Annotated in this window: 14 protein-coding genes; 6 read left to right on the forward strand and 8 right to left on the reverse strand. The window is 69.9% G+C overall.

The genetic code is table 11. The features are described from left to right. Positions 1-67 precede the first annotated feature (67 nt). From LDQ05_RS11180 to LDQ05_RS11190, 3 genes are all read right to left on the reverse strand, one after another. Entirely contained in the window at positions 68-2,599 is a 2,532-nt protein-coding gene (locus LDQ05_RS11180; protein WP_226437035.1) for an ABC transporter permease, read from the reverse strand. A gap of 10 nt (positions 2,600-2,609) precedes the next feature. Continuing rightward, positions 2,610-3,371, reverse strand: coding sequence for an ABC transporter ATP-binding protein (locus LDQ05_RS11185; RefSeq protein ID WP_226437036.1), 762 nt, complete (start codon positions 3,369-3,371; stop codon positions 2,610-2,612). 114 nt (positions 3,372-3,485) lie between these two features. After that, positions 3,486-4,247 (reverse strand): SDR family NAD(P)-dependent oxidoreductase, encoded by a 762-nt coding sequence (locus LDQ05_RS11190; RefSeq protein ID WP_226437037.1) that lies wholly within the window; start codon positions 4,245-4,247, stop codon positions 3,486-3,488. Here LDQ05_RS11190 and LDQ05_RS19725 point away from each other — a divergent pair. After that, entirely contained in the window at positions 4,246-4,368 is a 123-nt protein-coding gene (locus LDQ05_RS19725) for a hypothetical protein (protein WP_264184827.1), read from the forward strand. The two genes, LDQ05_RS11190 and LDQ05_RS19725, sit on opposite strands and share 2 nt — an antisense overlap. Before the next feature lie 74 nt (positions 4,369-4,442). Next, on the forward strand, positions 4,443-5,216 hold the full coding sequence (locus tag LDQ05_RS11195; protein WP_226437038.1) for a deoxyribonuclease IV: 774 nt from the start codon (positions 4,443-4,445) through the stop codon (positions 5,214-5,216). A gap of 20 nt (positions 5,217-5,236) precedes the next feature. On the opposite strand, the gene LDQ05_RS11200 is transcribed toward LDQ05_RS11195, so the two are convergent. After that, positions 5,237-5,809, reverse strand: coding sequence for an MmyB family transcriptional regulator (locus LDQ05_RS11200; RefSeq protein ID WP_226437039.1), 573 nt, complete (start codon positions 5,807-5,809; stop codon positions 5,237-5,239). Between the two features lie 39 nt (positions 5,810-5,848). Here LDQ05_RS11200 and LDQ05_RS11205 point away from each other — a divergent pair, with 39 nt between their 5' ends. Continuing rightward, complete coding sequence (locus LDQ05_RS11205) at positions 5,849-6,130, forward strand: SDR family NAD(P)-dependent oxidoreductase (RefSeq protein WP_226437040.1); 282 nt, start codon at positions 5,849-5,851, stop codon at positions 6,128-6,130. Between the two features lie 3 nt (positions 6,131-6,133). Here LDQ05_RS11205 and LDQ05_RS11210 read toward each other — a convergent pair whose 3' ends face one another. The 3 genes from LDQ05_RS11210 to LDQ05_RS11220 are packed head-to-tail and all read right to left on the reverse strand — an operon-like array spanning position 6,134 to position 8,216. Then, positions 6,134-6,724: a TetR/AcrR family transcriptional regulator gene (locus tag LDQ05_RS11210; protein WP_226437041.1), complete on the reverse strand. Its 591-nt coding sequence runs from the start codon at positions 6,722-6,724 to the stop codon at positions 6,134-6,136. Continuing rightward, entirely contained in the window at positions 6,721-7,476 is a 756-nt protein-coding gene (locus LDQ05_RS11215; RefSeq protein ID WP_226437042.1) for an ABC transporter permease, read from the reverse strand. Before LDQ05_RS11215 ends, LDQ05_RS11210 begins: the two co-directional genes overlap by 4 nt. Continuing rightward, positions 7,473-8,216 (reverse strand): ABC transporter ATP-binding protein, encoded by a 744-nt coding sequence (locus LDQ05_RS11220; RefSeq protein WP_226437043.1) that lies wholly within the window; start codon positions 8,214-8,216, stop codon positions 7,473-7,475. The genes LDQ05_RS11215 and LDQ05_RS11220 overlap by 4 nt, the downstream gene beginning before the upstream one ends. Positions 8,217-8,351: 135 nt before the next feature. Between LDQ05_RS11220 and LDQ05_RS11225 the strand changes: the two genes are divergently transcribed. After that, positions 8,352-8,951: an AMIN-like domain-containing (lipo)protein gene (locus LDQ05_RS11225; protein WP_226437044.1), complete on the forward strand. Its 600-nt coding sequence runs from the start codon at positions 8,352-8,354 to the stop codon at positions 8,949-8,951. Between the two features lie 65 nt (positions 8,952-9,016). Then, positions 9,017-10,918 (forward strand): ABC transporter ATP-binding protein, encoded by a 1,902-nt coding sequence (locus LDQ05_RS11230; RefSeq protein ID WP_226437045.1) that lies wholly within the window; start codon positions 9,017-9,019, stop codon positions 10,916-10,918. Positions 10,919-10,961: 43 nt separating this feature from the next. Here LDQ05_RS11230 and LDQ05_RS11235 read toward each other — a convergent pair whose 3' ends face one another. Then, on the reverse strand, positions 10,962-12,812 hold the full coding sequence (locus tag LDQ05_RS11235) for a DEAD/DEAH box helicase (RefSeq protein WP_226437046.1): 1,851 nt from the start codon (positions 12,810-12,812) through the stop codon (positions 10,962-10,964). Between the two features lie 128 nt (positions 12,813-12,940). Between LDQ05_RS11235 and LDQ05_RS11240 the strand changes: the two genes are divergently transcribed. Continuing rightward, positions 12,941-13,567 carry a phosphoribosyltransferase gene (locus LDQ05_RS11240; protein ID WP_226437047.1) on the forward strand — a complete coding sequence of 209 codons (627 nt, stop codon included), beginning with the start codon at positions 12,941-12,943 and terminating at the stop codon, positions 13,565-13,567. The last annotated feature ends 47 nt before the right edge of the window (positions 13,568-13,614 follow it).

Below are 13,614 nucleotides of genomic sequence, written 5' to 3' on the forward strand. Positions count from 1 at the left end.
GGCCCGAGCGGATCCGCTCGGGCCGGGTGCCTGTGGATGAATCGTGCCCCTGTGGACAACTACCGCATCACACGTCCACGATCGCCTCCAGCGGCGGCGTGCGGGCCGCCCGGATCCCGGGCCACAGCGCCGCGAGGACCCCGACGACACCGGATCCGACGAGCATCCCCAGGACCTGCCCCCACGGGACCGCGATGTGGTCGAGCCCCTGGTCGGCGAGGGTGCGGACGAACGCCCATCCGAACACGAGGCCCAGGACGAGCCCGACGACCGCACCGAACACGGCGATCAGCAGCGACTCGATGTAGATGGTGCGGCGCACCTGCGCGCGTTGCATGCCGACGGCGCGCAGCATCCCGATCTCGCGGCGCCGCTCCACCACCGACAACGCGAGCGTGTTGACGATGCCCAGGATCGCGATGACCACGGCCAGCGCGAGAAGCCCGTAGAGGATGGCCAGCAGCATGTCGATCTGCTGTGCCTGCTGCCCCTTGAACTCGTCACGGTCCATCACCTGCACGATGACGAACTGCTTGGTGGCGTCCTCGAGGCCCGCCCGCACCGCGTCGGCATCGGCGCCTGCCTCGGTGCCGACGAGCACCACCATCGCCGACCGGGATCCGACCGGGGTGAACTGTTCGTACAGCTCCGGCGAGGTGATCCACGGGCCGATGAGCTGATTGTCGGCGTACACACCCGTGACGGCGGTGTCGACCGTTTCGCCGTCACGACTCGTCAGGGGTACGACCGCACCGGGGTGCAGGCCGCGTTCCGCCGCGACGGACTGCGAGACGAGCAGCTCGTCGCCGGTCGTCGATTCGGTGCCCTCGACGATGTCGAGGGCGACGGCGTCCTGCAGTCGGCCCGTGATCGCCGTACCGAACTGGAAGTCCTCGTCGTCGCCGACCTTCGCGACGACCGTGTGTGCGCTGACGACCTCCGCGACACCGTCGACACCCCGCGCCGCGTCGACGACCGCGGACGGCAGCCCGAGCATCGGCGGCCCGGTGAGCACGAACTCCGATTCGACGCCGTTGTCGACGAGCGCATCGACGCTGGTCTTCGCGGACGCCCCGAACACACCGATGACGGACACCAGCATCAAACCGAGGGTGAGTGCGAACGCCGTCGCCGCGGTGCGGCGCGGATTGCGGGTGGCGTTGGTGCGGGCCAGCTTCCCGACGGCACCGAACGGTCGCGCGAACACCGCGCCGAGCACCCGGACGACCGGACGCGACAGCGCGGGCGCCGCGAACAGCACCGCGACGATCAGGGCCAGTGCGCCGACGCCGACGGTCGCGGCGGCACCGCCACCGGTCCCCTGCGCACCGATCGCGACGAGGATCGCTCCGGCGACACCGGCGACGACACCGGCGAGGGTGCGAACCCGCAGCGACGCATCACCGCCCGTGGATTCCTCCCGCATCGCCGCGACCGGCGGGACGTGCATGGCGCGTCGCGCCGGGGCGTACGCGCTGACGACGGTGACGACGACACCGACGATCAATGCGACGATGACGGTGCGCGGTGACAGTTGCAGCGGACCGGACGGCAGACCCAGATCGGCCGCGTTCAGGGCGGCCCGCAGCCCGTACGCGAGGGCGATGCCGGCGGCGATACCGAGCACGCTCCCGATCAGCCCGACGACGAGCGCTTCGAGGGTGACGGACCTGCCGACCTGGCGGCGGCTCGCACCGATCGCGCGGAGCAACGCGAGCTCACGCATGCGTTGCGCGACGATCATCGAGAACGTGTTGTAGATGATGAACGTGCCGACGAGCAGCGCGATCGCACCGAACGCGAGCAGGAAGTAGTTGAGGAAGCTCAAGGCCTCCGACACCTGCGACTTGACTTCCTCGGTGACCTCGGCGCCGGTCTGCACCTTCGTGCCGGGCAGCGCCGCGGCGATCTCGTCACGCAGCGCCTCCGGAGACATCGACCCGTCTCCGGCGACGTCGATGGACTGGACGTGCCGACCGTCGGTGAACAACGCCGACGCCTGCGTCTCGGTGAACAGCACACCGATGTAGCCGCCGGTGTCGGAGTCGACGTCGTAGATGCCGCTGACGGTGACCGGGACCATGCCCTGCGCCATCGTGAGTACCTGCGTCCGGTCGCCGACGTGCAGGTCACCGCGTTCGGCACCGCTCGTGTTGAGGGCGATCTGCCCGTCCGCCACGGGCGGACCGCCGTCCACGAACACCTGCGGATCGCCGAGGGTCCGGTCCGGCGGCAGCCACGCCAGCCCCTCCACCGGGGCGCCACCGGTCTGGACGGCGGCCCCGTCCGAGCCGAGGACGACGAGGCTACCGCTGATCAGCGGGGCGGTGCGCGCGACTCCGTCGAGTCCCTCGACCGTCGCGATGTCCGACACGGGCACGCCGCTCGCCCCCAGCTCCTCGGCGGAGACACGGACGTCGACGCCCTGCGCGACGTCGCCGAAGATGTCGTCGAACGTGCGTTGCAGGGTGTCGGTGAAGACGAACGACCCGGTGATGAACGCGGTGCCGAGCACCACCGACAACACCGTCAGCGCCAACCGCACCTTGTGCGCGGCGAGGTTGCGCAACGCAACCTTGCGGATGGGGTTCCCACTCATCTCCGGTCTCCTACTCCGCCGCCGGGACGGGGGTGACCGTGTCGAACCGCTTCATGCGGTCGAGGACGGCGTCGGCGGTCGGGCCGCGCATCTCGTCGACGACCTGACCGTCGGAGAGGAACACCACCCGATCGGCGTAGGACGCAGCCCGCGGGTCGTGGGTGACGATCACGACGGTCTGATCGAATTCGTCGACGGCGGCCCGCAGGATCGACAGCACCTCACCGGACGAGCGGGAGTCGAGGTTACCGGTCGGCTCGTCACCGAAGATGATCTCGGGCCGGCCGGCGAGGGCCCGGGCGCACGCGACGCGCTGCTGCTGGCCGCCGGACAACTCACCGGGGCGGTGATCGAGGCGGTCGCCGAGGCCGAGGCGGGTGACGACGGTGTCCAGCCACTGCCGGTCCACCTCGCGACCCGCGATGTCGAGCGGCAACGTGATGTTCTCGAGTGCGGTGAGGGTGGGAACGAGGTTGAACGCCTGGAAGACGAATCCGATGCGATCGCGCCGCAGTTGCGTCATCTGCTTGTCGGAGAGCGTCGTCAGATCGGTGTCACCGATGAACACCGCACCGGAGGTGGCGCTGTCGAGGCCGGCGAGGCAATGCATCAGCGTCGACTTGCCGGAGCCGGACGGCCCCATGATGGCGGTGAACTCGCTCGCGGCGAACTGCACCGTCACCCCGTCGAGTGCGTGCACGGCGGTGTCGCCGGTGCCGTAGATCTTCTTCAGGTCCTGTGAACGCGCGGCCGGGGCCGTGTGTGATGCCATGCGCACCATCCTTGCGTGTCGTCGCGCGGCGCACCATCCGGGAGGACCCTGATGTTCTCCGACCCCGCCGGCCGGGCGTCGGGACGGCGGGGTCGGGGCGTGGTGTCGGGGCAGTCAGGCCCAGCGGGCCTGGCCACCGTCGAGCGGGACGGTCGCGCCGGTCAGGTAGCGGGCGCCGTCGCCGACCAGCCACGCCACCGCCCGTCCGATGTCTTCCTCACAGTCGCCGATGCGTCCCAACGGAATGCTCTTGACGAACTCCGCGGCCTCCTCGGGTTGGTTCTCCGTCCACCACTTCAGCCCCGGTGACAGGGCGTGCGGGGCGACCGCGTTGACACGGATTCCGTCGACGCCCCATTCGGAGGCAGCCGTGCGGGTCAGCGACCGCAGCGCCTCCTTGACGGAGGCGTAGCCGCCGTAGCCGCTCGTGTCCCAGCGCACCGCGGCGGACGTGACCATGTTGACGATCGACCCGCCGCCGCGGGCCTTCATGATCGGGTGGACGAGCCGCATCGCGTGCAGCGCGGCGAGCGGACCCGACCGGTACGCCTTCTCCATGACGTCAGGAGTCAGTTCGAGGAGCGGTCCGCGCGGGTTGAGGCTGGCATTGTTGACGAGGATGTCGACTCCGCCGAGCACCTCGACGGTGCGCTCGATCGCGTCGGTGATCTGGGCGTGATCGGCGACGTCGCAGACGATCGGTTCGGCGACTCCACCGAATCCACGAATCGTCTCGACCGTGTCGACCAGTTTCGATTCGGTGCGGCCGGCCACGGCGACGGCGGCGCCCTCGCGGGCCAGCGCGAAGGCGATCCCCTGCCCCACCCCCTGCCCTGCGCCGGTGATGAACGCGATCTTCCCGTCGGCAGTTCCCATGATGTCCTTTCCCGTACTCGACTCCCCGGGATGCAAACAGATCGCGCGACGACGCGTCGTCGACGTCCCGGTGATCGGTATCACCTCCGCCACCGAGCGAATGTATCGCTCACTCGTCTGATTCAAGTGAGCGATACATTCGCTCGACTCGGCCGGAGGCCGACGGCGGGTCGAGCGGTCCGCTAGCCTGGGCGCATGCGGATCGGCGCGCACGTCCGCCAGGATGCGGACCCGATCGGCCGGGGCGAGGACCTCGGCGCCGACATCGTGCAGTTGTTCCTGTCCGACCCACAGAAATGGCAGACGCCGGGCGAGCATCCGCAGACCGAACGGATCCTGGCGTCCGACATCGACGTCGTGGTGCACTCGCCCTACGTGATCAATGTGGCGAGCCTCAACAACCGGATCAGGATGCCGTCGCGCAAGGCGGTGGCCGAGCACGCCGAGGCCGCAGCACGCATCGGTGCGATCGGGTTGGTCGTGCACGGCGGGCACGTTCGCGACGGCGAATCGATCGCCGCGGGGATCGAGAACTGGCGCAAACTGTTCGAACGCCGCGACGACAAGGGCGGGTTCCCGGTGCCGATCCTCGTGGAGAACACCGCGGGCGGTGATCTCGCGATGGCCCGCTACGTCGACACCATCGGACGACTGTGGGACGCGATCGGCGACCACGGCGCCGGGTTCTGCCTCGACACGTGCCATGCCTGGGCGGCGGGCGAGGATCTCGTCGACATCGTCGAACGGGTCCGGTCGGTGACGGGACGCATCGATCTGGTGCACCTGAACAATTCGCGCGACGAGTTCGGATCGGCCCGCGACCGGCACGCGAACCTGACCGACGGCCGCATCGACCCGGCGCTGCTCGTGTCCGTCGCGGAGGCTGCGGGCGCCCCCGTCGTGCTCGAGACCCCGGCCGACGGAATCGCCGACGACCTCGACTACCTACGCGAGCACCTCCCCCGGTGATCCGGGGGGCGACCTCGTCGTCAGCGCCGGACGGTGCCGCCGTCCCACGACTGCATCCCCAGCACCCGCACCAACGCGAGCGACTCCGCGGCGGGTGTTCCCGGTGCCGCCGAATACACGATGAGCGACTGGTCGACGTCGGGAACGTGCAGGGTGTCGCAGTCGAGAACGATCGCGCCCGCCACCGGGTGCCGCACCGTCTTCGTGTGCGACCGCCAGCCTCCGACCCTCCCCGCATTCCAGAGGTCGACGAACAGCTCCGACCCGCGTCGCAGGTCGTCGATCAGGGCGCGTACTCCCGCGTCGTCCGGGTACCGGGCCGCCGCGGACCGCAGCATCGCGACCGACTGCTCCGCGGTCGCCGCGAATTCCTCGGCCGTGGCACCGACCCCGCTCATCGGCGGATCGGCGGGGTCGGGCAGGAAACGCAGCCGGTTGATGTTGCGACTGTGGGGTAGTATCGCCGACCAGTCGCCCTGGAGTGCACAGGCCATCTCGTTCCAGGCGAGCACATCCCCCTGCGCGCTCATCACCACGACCGGGAGGTCGGCGAACCGGTCCAGCAGGCGCAACACACTCGGCCGCACATGCATGTCGATCGTGCCCGGTCCCGGAGGCGGGACACCCGCCAGGTGGAAAAGCTGATCGCGTCCGGCTGCGTCGAACCGCAACGCGCGCGCCAGCGGGTGTACCCGGCTTCGAAGGCCGCCCTGAACATGGTGACCGCCATGTACGCGAAGGCGCTTCCGCAGGTGCGGGTCGTGGCCGTCGATCCCGGCTACACCGCGACCGCGCTCAACGGGTTCACCGGACCCCAGTCGGTCGGTGAGGGCACCGACGCGATCGTGACGGCGTGCACCGGCGACACCCTGGCCGGACCGTTCTTCGACCGCAACGGTGCCCTGCCGTGGTGACCGTCAGAGGTCGCCGGTGAAGTAGCGCTGCAGCGTGGGTGCCACGATCTCGACGACCCGCTCGGACGGCAGCGACGCCAACGGTTCGAGTTCGAGGAGATAGCGGGTGACCATGATGCCCGCCATCTGCGAGATCACCAGCTCGGCACGTACCGCAGCGCTGCCGGTGGGCACGTCGATGCGCTCCAGCAACGGCCCGAGGGCGACGTCCCGCAGGAACGTGCGCAGCAGTGCGCCGTCGCCCGCGATGCGGGTGCGGACGAGCGCGACGATCCGGTCGCGGTGCGGAGAATCCCACAGGGCGAGCAGGGCGGTCGCCAGGGCGCGACCGAGATCGTCCACCGGCGCGTCATAGACCGGGGCGAGCACCTCGTGCGGATCGGCCGGCAACTCCACCGCTTCGGCGAACAGGTGCTGTTTCGACCCGAAGTAGTGGTGCACCAGTGCCGGGTCGACGCCCGCCACCGACGCGACCGCCCGTATCGTCGTGCCGTCGAAGCCGCGCGCGGCGAACAGTTCCCGCGCGGCGGCGAGGATGTCGTCGCGGGCACCGGATGCGCCCGGTCGACGGCCCGGGCGACGCGGCGCGGTCACGGGGTGCGCCGACGCAGGGTCGCCGCGCCGAGCGCCAGCGCCGCGACCGCGAACGCCGCGACCACCAGCAGATCGCGCACCATCACCGCGGTGGTGCCGGGGTGCGTGGAGATCTCCTGCAGCGCTTCGACGGCGTAGCTGAGCGGCAGCACGTTGCTGATCCAGCGCAGCCAGTCCGGCAGGTCGTCGCGCGCGACGAGGAGCCCGCACAGGAGGAACTGCGGGATCACGATCACCGGCATGAACTGGACGGCCTGGAACTCGGTGCGGGCGAACGCGCTGCACAGCAACCCGAGGGACACTCCGAGGACCGCGACGAGGACGGCGACGACGAGCACCCACGCGACCGGGCCGGCGCTGGTGACCCCCAGCAGCCAGAACGAGACGGCGCACGCGATGCCGGCCTGCACGATCGCCGCGACGGAGAAGGCACTGCCGTATCCGGCGAGCAGATCGAACTTCGTCAGCGGTGTCGTCAGGAGGCGTTCGAGTGTGCCCGAGGTGCGTTCGCGTTGCATCGCGATGGACGTGACCAGGAACATCACGACGAACGGCAGGATGCCGAGCATCGTGATGGCGATGCTGTCGAACAGGGTCCGTCCGTCGAAGCCCGGTGGGGTGTCGCGATACATGAAGTACAGCAGCGCCATGAGCAGGCTGGGCACGAACACGATCATCGCGACGGTGCGGTGGTCGGCACGCAGCTGGCGCAGGATGCGGGTGGTGGTCGCGGCGTAGATCACGGTGCTCATCGCGTCTCCTCCGTCTCGGTGCCGGCCGCGTCACCGCGGATCAGGTGCAGGAACGCGTCCTCGAGCCGTTCTTCTCCGGTGCGGTCGCGCAGTTCCCGCGGTGTCAGCTGCGCGACGAGCCGTCCGTCCCGCAACAGCACGAGCGCATCGCAGTGGTCGGCCTCGTCCATGACGTGGCTGGACACGAGGAGTGTGACGCCCCGCGCGGCGAGGGCGCGGAAGTGTTCCCACAGTTCGGCGCGCAGGACGGGGTCGAGGCCGACCGTCGGTTCGTCGAGGACGAGCAGTTCGGGGTCGCCGACGAGGGAGCAGGCGAGGGAGACGCGCCCGAGTTGCCCTCCGGAGAGGGCGTCGGCCGTGTTTCCGGCGTGCCCGGCGAGCCCGACGGCGGCGATGGTGTCGGCGACGGCGGCGCGGTCGCGGCCGTAGAGCGCGGCGTAGTAGGCGACGTTCTCGGTGACGGTGAGGTCGGTGTACACGCTGGGGGCCTGCGTGACGTAGCCGACACGGCGACGCAGGCCGCGGGACCCGGCGGGTTCGCCGAGGACGGTGACGGTTCCGGACTCGATGATCTGGGTGCCGACGACGGAGCGCATGAGGGTGGTCTTGCCGCACCCGGAGGGGCCGAGCAGACCGGTGATCGACCCGGCCGGGACCTGCAGGCTCACGTCGTCGAGGGCTTTGTGGAGGCCGCGGTGCACGTGCAGGGACGACACGTCGACGGCGGGTGTGCTGCTCATGATCGCTCAATTCGTCGCACATTGACTTCAACACCCGTTGAATTCCTGTCGTCAGTGTGCGCCGCACGTCTCGGTCGGGTCAAGTCCCGTGTCGTCGCGGCATTTCCGCGTCCGGATCGACGTACCATGAGCCCCATGGCCCACACCCGCACAGCCCTCTCCGTCACCGCCGCCGCCGCGGTTCTCGCGGGAGCACTCGCGGGCTGCTCGACCACCGGCGAACCGTCCGCCACCGCCGTGTCCGTCGAGACGTCCGTCGCCACCACCGAGGCGTCCGCCCCGAATGCGTCGTCGACACCCGTCGATGCCGCCGACAAGTCGTCCCCCGCCGGGCCCGGCGCGAAACTGACGGTCGTCGACATCCGGATCGGAAGCCACGACGGCTTCGACCGCGTGGTGTACGAACTGGGTGGAGACGGCGTCCCCGGATGGCGGGTGGGGTACGTCGATCGCGCGGTGCAGGACGGCAGCGGCCACGAGATCCCGGTCGCGGGCGGGGCGGTGCTGCAGGTGTTGATCGACGGCTCGGCGTATCCGTTCGACAGTGGCGCCGACCCGTACTCGGGTCCGAACCCGGTGATCGCACCGGCCGGCGGTTCCGTCACGGAGGTCAACGGTTCCGGCGTGTTCGAAGGTGTCACGCAGTCGTTCGTCGGCGTCCGTGACCCGGGTACGGCCTTCTCGGTGTTCGCGTTGACCGAACCGACCCGTCTGGTCGTCGACGTCGCCCGCTGAGCCGGGGGTTGACCTCGAGCACACTCGAGGTTCTAGCGTTGCGGGCATCGACAGGAGGCCCGTGGATGAGCATGGAAGTAACGGCGTGGAACGCGATGTACAACGCGATGCACGCCGAGAGCGATCGTCGCCCGTTCTCGCGCAGGACACTGCGGCGGATCGCCGAGTTCGCACGCCCGCACACCCGGAGCATCGCGGGATACCTGCTCCTGAGCATCGTCATCGCCGCGCTGGGTGTCGCGACACCGGTGCTCGCGGGACGGGTCGTGGACGCGATCGTCGACCGCGATCCGCTGTCGACCGTGGTGACGCTCGCCGCGATCATCGCGGTCATCGCGATCGTCGAGGCCGGGCTCGGTATCGCCAACCGGTGGTTGTCGGCGAGCATCGGCGAGAACCTGATCCTGGATCTGCGCACCACCGTCTTCGACCACGTACAGCGCATGCCGGTCGCGTTCTTCACCCGCACCCGCACCGGAGCGCTGGTGTCCCGGCTCAACAACGACGTCATCGGTGCGCAACGGGCCTTCAGCGACACCCTGTCGGGTGTCGCCGGGAACGTCGTGACCCTCGTGATCACCGTCGTCGTGATGATCGGGATCTCGTGGCAGATCACCGCGTTGGCCCTGTTGCTCCTGCCGATCTTCGTGATTCCCGCCCGTCGGATGGGCACCCGCATGGCCCAGCTCAGCCGTGAAGCGGCGAACCACAATTCGGTGATGAACACGCAGATGACCGAACGGTTCTCCGCGCCCGGCGCGACCCTGGTGAAGCTGTTCGGCCGCCCGGCCCGCGAGTCCGCGGAGTTCGCGGTGCGCGCGAAGCGGGTCCGCGACATCGGGGTGCGCACCGCGATGGCGCAGACGGTGTTCGTCACCGCCTTGACCCTGGTGTCCGCGCTCGCTCTGGCACTGGTGTACGGCCTCGGCGGGTTCTACGCACTGCGCGGCGCCCTGGACGCCGGCTCGGTCGTGGCGATGGCGATGCTGCTCACCCGCCTGTATTCACCGCTGACCGCGCTCGCCAGCGCCCGCATGGACATCATGAGCGCGATGGTCAGCTTCGAGCGGGTCTTCGAGATCCTCGACCTGCAGCCGCTGATCCGCCAGTCCCCCGACGCCCGCGACGTGCCCGACGGCCCGGTGTCGGTCGAGTTCCGGGCGGTGAACTTCGCGTATCCGTCGGCGGAGAAGGTCTCGCTGGCGTCGCTCGAGGAGGTCGCCGTGCTCGACACCCGCGGCGGGGAGGACGTCCTGCACGACGTGTCGTTCACCGTCGCACCCGGCCGGATGGTTGCGCTGGTCGGCTCGTCGGGCGCGGGCAAGTCGACCATTGCGCAGCTGATTCCGAGGCTCTACGACGTGGACTCCGGGGCGGTGCTGCTCGCCGGAACGAATGTGCGCGAGTTGACGACCGATTCGCTCCGCGCCACCGTCGGACTCGTCACCCAGGACGGTCACCTCTTCCACGACACGGTCCGCGCGAATCTGCTGCTCGCCCGGCCCGAGGCACACGACGACGAGGTCTGGGACGCATTGCGGCGGGCACGGCTCGACGAGCTGATCATCGGGTTGCCGAACGGACTCGACACGGTGGTCGGCGAACGCGGCTACCGGCTCTCCGGCGGAGAGCGTCAGCGCCTGACGATCGCGCGTCTGCTCCTGGCCCACCCGCGGGTGGTGATCCTCGACGAGGCCACCGCCCATCTGGATTCGACGTCGGAGGCCGCGGTGCAGGAAGCGCTCACGGAGGCCCTCACGGGCCGGACGTCGGTGGTCATCGCCCACCGGCTCTCGACGGTCCGCGCCGCCGACGAGATCCTCGTCGTCGAGGCCGGGCGGATCGTCGAGCGCGGTCGACACCGCGATCTGCTCGACGCCGGGGGTCGGTACGCCGAGTTGTATCGCACGCAGTTCTCCGATTCCGGACCGGATCCGTCCTCGATGGCACGCACGCTGGACGCATGACCGGTCACCGCCGACACCCCGGCGGGGGTGTCGCGGTGAGCGTTCAGTCCCGGTAGCCTCCGCGACCGCCGCGATCGTTGCCGTACTCGCGACGCCCACCGCGGTCGCGGCCACCGTGATCACGCTTGCCGTGGTCGCGGCGGTCGCCGCCCCGGCGGTCACCGCGGAATTCGCGACGGTCACCGCCGCGGTACGAGCCGGGCCGACCCACCGGCGCGCCGGTGTCGGGCTGCAACTGGATCAGCACACCGGAGATCCGCGTGGCCCGAAGGGCCTCGAGGGTTTCCTGCGGCAGTGCCTTCGGGAGTTCGACGAGGCTGTGGTCGGCGCGGATGCTGATGTGCCCGAAGTCGCTGCGGCGCAGGCCGCCCTCGTTCGCGATGGCACCGACGATCGCACCGGGCTGCACGCGGTGCCGCTTGCCGACGGCGATCCGGTAGGTCGCCATCTCCTGCCCGTCACGACCGAACTTCGGTCCGTCGTCGAACCGGCGCGGCGGCCGTTCACGCTGCTCACGGTCGCGGCGCGGCGGGGCGATCGGCTCCGGCTCCGCCTCCATGAGGAACGACTCACCGTCACGGGACAGGACGGCGAGCGCCGCGGCGATGTCGGCGAGCGGCACGTCGTGTTCGCGTTCGTAGTCCTCGATGAACGTCCGGAACAGCTGCAGGTGATCGGACGTGAGCGCCTCGGTGATCGAGTCGTTGAACTTCGCGACGCGCTGCGCGTTGACGTCCTCGACGGTCGGGAGCTGGATCTCGGCGAGGGGCTGGCGGGTGGCCCGCTCGATCGCCTTGAGCAGGTGCCGCTCGCGGGGTGCGACGAACAGGAGGGCGTCGCCGCTGCGGCCGGCACGACCGGTGCGGCCGATGCGGTGCACGTACGACTCGGTGTCGTGCGGGATGTCGTAGTTGACGACGTGGCTGATGCGGTCGACGTCGAGACCGCGGGCCGCGACATCGGTCGCGACGAGGATGTCGAGGGCGCCGGACTTGAGCTGCCCGATGGTCCGTTCACGCTGGGCCTGCACGATGTCGCCGTTGATCGCGGCCGCGGAGAACCCGCGGGCGCGCAGTTTCTCGGCGAGGTCCTCGGTCGCCTGCTTCGTGCGCACGAAGATGATCATCGCCTCGAAGGACTCGACCTCGAGGATCCGGGTGAGCGCGTCGAGTTTGCGTTGGTGCGAGACGAGCACCCAGCGCTGGGTGATGTTCGACGACGTGGTCGTCTTCGACTTGACGGTGATTTCCTGCGGGTCGTTCAGGTACTGCTTCGACAACCGGCGGATCGCCCCGGGCATCGTCGCGGAGAACAACGCGACCTGCTTGGTGTCGGGGGTGTCGGCGAGAATCCGCTCGACGTCCTCCTGGAACCCCATCGTGAGCATCTCGTCGGCCTCGTCGAGGACGAGGAACTCGAGCTCGGAGATGTCGAGGGTGCCCTTGGTGAGGTGATCGATCACACGCCCGGGGGTGCCGACGATGACCTGGGCTCCGCGCCGCAGCCCCGACAGCTGCACACCGTAGGCCTGACCACCGTAGATGGGCAGCACGTGCAGGCCGGGAATGTGCGCGGAGTACTTACCGAAAGCCTCCGCGACCTGCAGCGCGAGCTCGCGCGTGGGTGCCAGGACCAGCGCCTGGGGCCGCTTCTTCGAGGTGTCGATCCGGGACAGGATCGGCACCGCGAAGGCTGCGGTCTTGCCCGTGCCGGTCTGAGCGAGACCGACGACGTCCCGACCTTCCAGCAGCGGCGGGATGGTCGCCGCCTGGATCGGCGACGGGGACTCGTATCCCACGTCCGAAAGAGCCTGGAGCACACGCTCGTCGATGTCGAGATCGGCAAACGTCAGGGATGCTTGGTCCGCGTCGGGGGTGTCTTCGATTTCACTCATTTGACCAGCAGTTTATCGGATGGCGAGACGGCGCCGCGCCGAACCCGTGCCCGAGTGCGCGAGAACACGCGCGGCGGTGCCGCCGACGGAGGCCACGAAGACGTCCGGGAACGGCGCATACTGGGCACATGCGGTACGCGGATCGGCCCGAGGCCGGACGCCGACTCGCCCGGGCCCTGGCCCACCTGCGCGACACCGACCCGGTGATCGTGGCGCTGCCCCGCGGCGGGATTCCCGTCGCCCGCGAGGTCGCCGACGCCCTCGACGCACCCCTCGACGTGCTGATCGTCCGCAAACTCGGGGTGCCCTGGCACCCGGAGGTCGCGATGGGCGCGATCGCCGAGGACGGCTTCCGCGTGCTCAACGACGACGTCCTCCGCAGCACCGGGGTCCGGGCCGGGAGCGTCGCCCGGGTCGAGGCGGCCGAACGCGCGGAGTTGGCGCGCCGCATCGCCCTGCTGCGCGGTGACCGACAGCGGATCCACCTCACCGGCCGCACGACGGTGATCGTCGACGACGGCGTCGCCACCGGGGCCACCGCGGAGGTGGCCTGTCGCGCGGCACGGGCGGCCGGCGCCGCACGCATCGTCCTCGCCGTCCCGGTCGCGTCGCCGGATTCGGTGCGGCGACTGTCGCGGGTGACCGACGAGGTGGTGTGCCCGTGGACGTCGGATGCGCTCGACAGCGTCGGCGCCGCGTACCGGGATTTCCACCAACTCGGCGACGACGAGTCCGCGCGACTGCTGGACGGTTGATCGGCCGCACCGGCCCGTCACACGGCCCACTTCGGGTATCTTGTGCT

The sequence above is a fragment of the Rhodococcus yananensis genome (assembly GCF_020515525.1).
GTDB lineage: Bacteria > Actinomycetota > Actinomycetes > Mycobacteriales > Mycobacteriaceae > Rhodococcus > Rhodococcus yananensis.